The 2,992-nt window shown below is 45.9% G+C and carries 4 protein-coding genes; all 4 read right to left on the bottom strand.

Annotation, left to right across the window (positions count from 1 at the left end; all coding sequences use genetic code 11):
• Positions 1–419: isoaspartyl peptidase/L-asparaginase (locus AB4496_RS10360; protein WP_372130921.1), on the bottom strand; the 419-nt coding region annotated here is incomplete at its 3' end.
• Positions 420–638: 219 nt separating this feature from the next.
• Positions 639–1,229 (bottom strand): peptidylprolyl isomerase, encoded by a 591-nt coding sequence (slyD, locus tag AB4496_RS10355; protein WP_009848928.1) that lies wholly within the window; start codon positions 1,227–1,229, stop codon positions 639–641.
• Positions 1,230–1,323: 94 nt separating this feature from the next.
• Positions 1,324–1,524 carry a YheV family putative zinc ribbon protein gene (locus AB4496_RS10350; RefSeq protein ID WP_009848927.1) on the bottom strand — a complete coding sequence of 67 codons (201 nt, stop codon included), beginning with the start codon at positions 1,522–1,524 and terminating at the stop codon, positions 1,324–1,326.
• 158 nt (positions 1,525–1,682) lie between these two features.
• Positions 1,683–2,992: cation:proton antiporter (locus AB4496_RS10345; protein ID WP_372130919.1), on the bottom strand; the 1,310-nt coding region annotated here is incomplete at its 5' end.

Genomic DNA, 2,992 nt, shown 5'->3' with positions numbered 1-2,992 from the left:
GTGAAAGTATGGTCATGCTCAAACGCAAACTTCTCGGCGCCTTCACCAATCAGTAGCACATGGTCGCTTTTAAGCATCACATCACGCGCAAGCTCAATTGGATTTTTGATATGGCGGACACCGGCAATAGCCCCCGCATCCATTTCACGACCGTGCATCACAGAAGCATCCATCTCAACAAATTCATCATGAGTCAGAACAGAACCTTTACCGGCATTAAAGTGGGGACTGTCTTCCATCACCTTAACTGAAGCAACCACTGCATCTAGCGCATCGCCACCCGACTGTAATACTTGATAGCCAGCCAAAACCGATTTTTCCAAAGCCTCGGTAATACCCGTTTTTAATTCATCACTCATTTGCTCTCGTATGATGGTGCCTGCACCACCATGAATGGCAATTGAAAAAGGCTGTGACATACAAACTCTCCACTGACGTCGACTTATAATGTTGTGCTATCAATACCACATCCAAGGTTTGATGTCTGATAGCGAAAACCAAACTATTTACGAACGCTTAGATTTGCGGGCATTTAGTTTGGTAGACGAAAAGCCAACTCAAAAAGCTAGCACCCTAAACGAAAAAAACCTCCACAAGGGAGGTTTTCAATATTCTTAAACTAAACCGTTAATTCGGTATTAGTGAGAACCACAGCTACCGCCGCCGCAGCAGCCGTCTTTTTTCTCTTCAGCATGGTCATGGCCTTCGCCACCACAGCAACCACCTTCGTGATCATGATCGTGGTCGTGACCGCCACAGCCGCCTTCTTGGTGTACGTGACCGTGTTGAACTTCTTCTTCAGTCGCTTCACGAACCGCTACAACTTCAACGTCAAACGTTAGAGTTTGGCCAGCTAGCATGTGGTTACCGTCAACAACAACTTCGTCGCCATCTACTTCAGTAACTTCAACTGGGATTGGACCTTGGTCAGTATCCGCTAGGAAACGCATGCCAACTTCGATTTGCTCAACACCTTGGAATACGTCTGCAGGAACACGTTGAACTAGGTCATCGTTGTGCTCGCCGTAAGCGTCTTCTGGAGTAACAGTTGCTGAGAACTTGTCGCCAGCGACTTTGCCTTCAAGCTCTTTTTCAAGACCTGTAATTAGGTTGTTGTGACCGTGAAGGTAATCTAGTGGAGCTTCTGCAGTTGATTGGTCAACTACTACGCCATCTTCAAGTTTCACTTGATATGCAACACTAACTACTACGTTCTTTTCAATTTTCATGAGAGCTCCAAGGAGGTTTGGACTAAGCTCGAACAGTTGAGCTTAGGAAAAATTCTGTACCCGGATATTATGGGGATCAATTGACGAAACTCAATCACTCAGGCTTAAAAATACCGATCATTTCTTGATTCGCGTGTTCAGATTTCTCTACAGTTTTCGGTTTACGCTGTTCTGTGAAGTCACAATCGACACATTCCACCAGCTCGATATTATTTTCAATCCACCAACGGAGTGTGTCTTGAGTCTTGCAGCTTGGGCAGCTCGCCCCTGCGATAAAGCGTTTTTTCTGTTTCACGTTCATATCCTTTACAACTCTGGATTCGCAGTTCTTCCGATCTAGATCTATTAAAGACAAAGCAGAGACCACGTTTATTATTAGATTAGTTATCTAGACTTTTATTTCTAGAGCTCAAGCTATATTTCTAGAGCTCTAGCATTAGTTATCACTTCAAGCTACTGCCAATAGTTTCGAGATTGGTGATCATTTTCCATCTCGTGTCCAAAAATCTCTTCAAGCTCTTTGCGAGCCTCTTTCGCTCTTTGGGCTAACTCGGCATCTTCGTTATGCTGAGGCAGCAACTCTTTCAGCATACCATTATCCAGTTTCCTAAAGTGTGCTTCTGCTCGCTTCGCTTTATATGGATGCATGCCAAGTTCGGTCAATGTTTGACGACCTAAATCTAATGCCCCAAGGAAGGTTTCACGCGAGTAGTTACTCACACCATGGTTAAGTAATTGATACGCTTCAACACGGCTTCGTGCACGCGCTAAGATCTTCAACTGTGGGAAGTGCTGCTTACACAAATCGACGGTCTTCATGATTTCATCAGGAGAATCGGTACATAACACAATGGCTTCTGCCTTGTCAGCTCCCGCAGCTCGTAATAGTTCAAGGTGAGTAGAGTCACCGTAAAATACCTTGTAGCCGAACTTCCTAAGGATATGTATTTGGCTGGCATCACTTTCAAGGACGGTGATACGAATCTTATTGGCGTACATCAAGCGACCAATGATCTGACCGAAACGACCAAAGCCCGCAATAATCACTCGAGGACTACGATCAACCACATCTGAAGACATCGCGCTTTCACTGATTTGATTAAGTTGGCGAGCAAAAAATCGGTCTTGCAGCTTAAGCATCAATGGTGTGGTCACCATAGAAAGGCTCACAACAACCAGTAAGAACGACACTTGGTCGCCGCTTAAGATGCCTTGTGCGCTCGCCGCGGTAAAAATAACGAAGGCGAACTCACCACCTTGGCTAAGGATCATCGCCATACGGCTACGCGCTTTAGTTTGAGTACCGAAGATACGAGCCAGCGCATACAACACCAAGCCTTTCAACACGACCAGAGACGACACCGCAATCAATATTGCGAATGGGCTTTCTGCCAGTAAACCTAAATTCACCGCCATACCAACCGAAATAAAGAACAAGCCAAGCAGTAACCCTTTGAATGGGTCAATCGCGATTTCAAGCTCGTGTCGATATTCACTTTCAGCCAGAAGTACGCCCGCCAAGAAAGTACCTAATGCCATCGACAAACCAATCTGCTGCATGATGACGGCAATACCAATCACCAATAACAGCGCTGCTACCGTGAACAACTCACGCACACCGCTCATGACTACATATCGGAACAGTGGTCTCAACAAGAAGTGACCACCGACAAGCAAGCCAATCACACCGCCTAGCATCCACAACATGTCAGCCCAACTGCCGCCCGTATTGCCAGCAAGCAAAGGCAGCATCGCCAACATAG

The sequence above is a fragment of the Vibrio sp. 10N.222.46.A1 genome, from assembly GCF_041473595.1.
Taxonomy (GTDB): domain Bacteria; phylum Pseudomonadota; class Gammaproteobacteria; order Enterobacterales; family Vibrionaceae; genus Vibrio; species Vibrio tasmaniensis_A.
The sequence above is the reverse complement of the archived record's forward strand: the minus strand, read 5'-3'. Positions and strand labels throughout refer to the sequence as shown.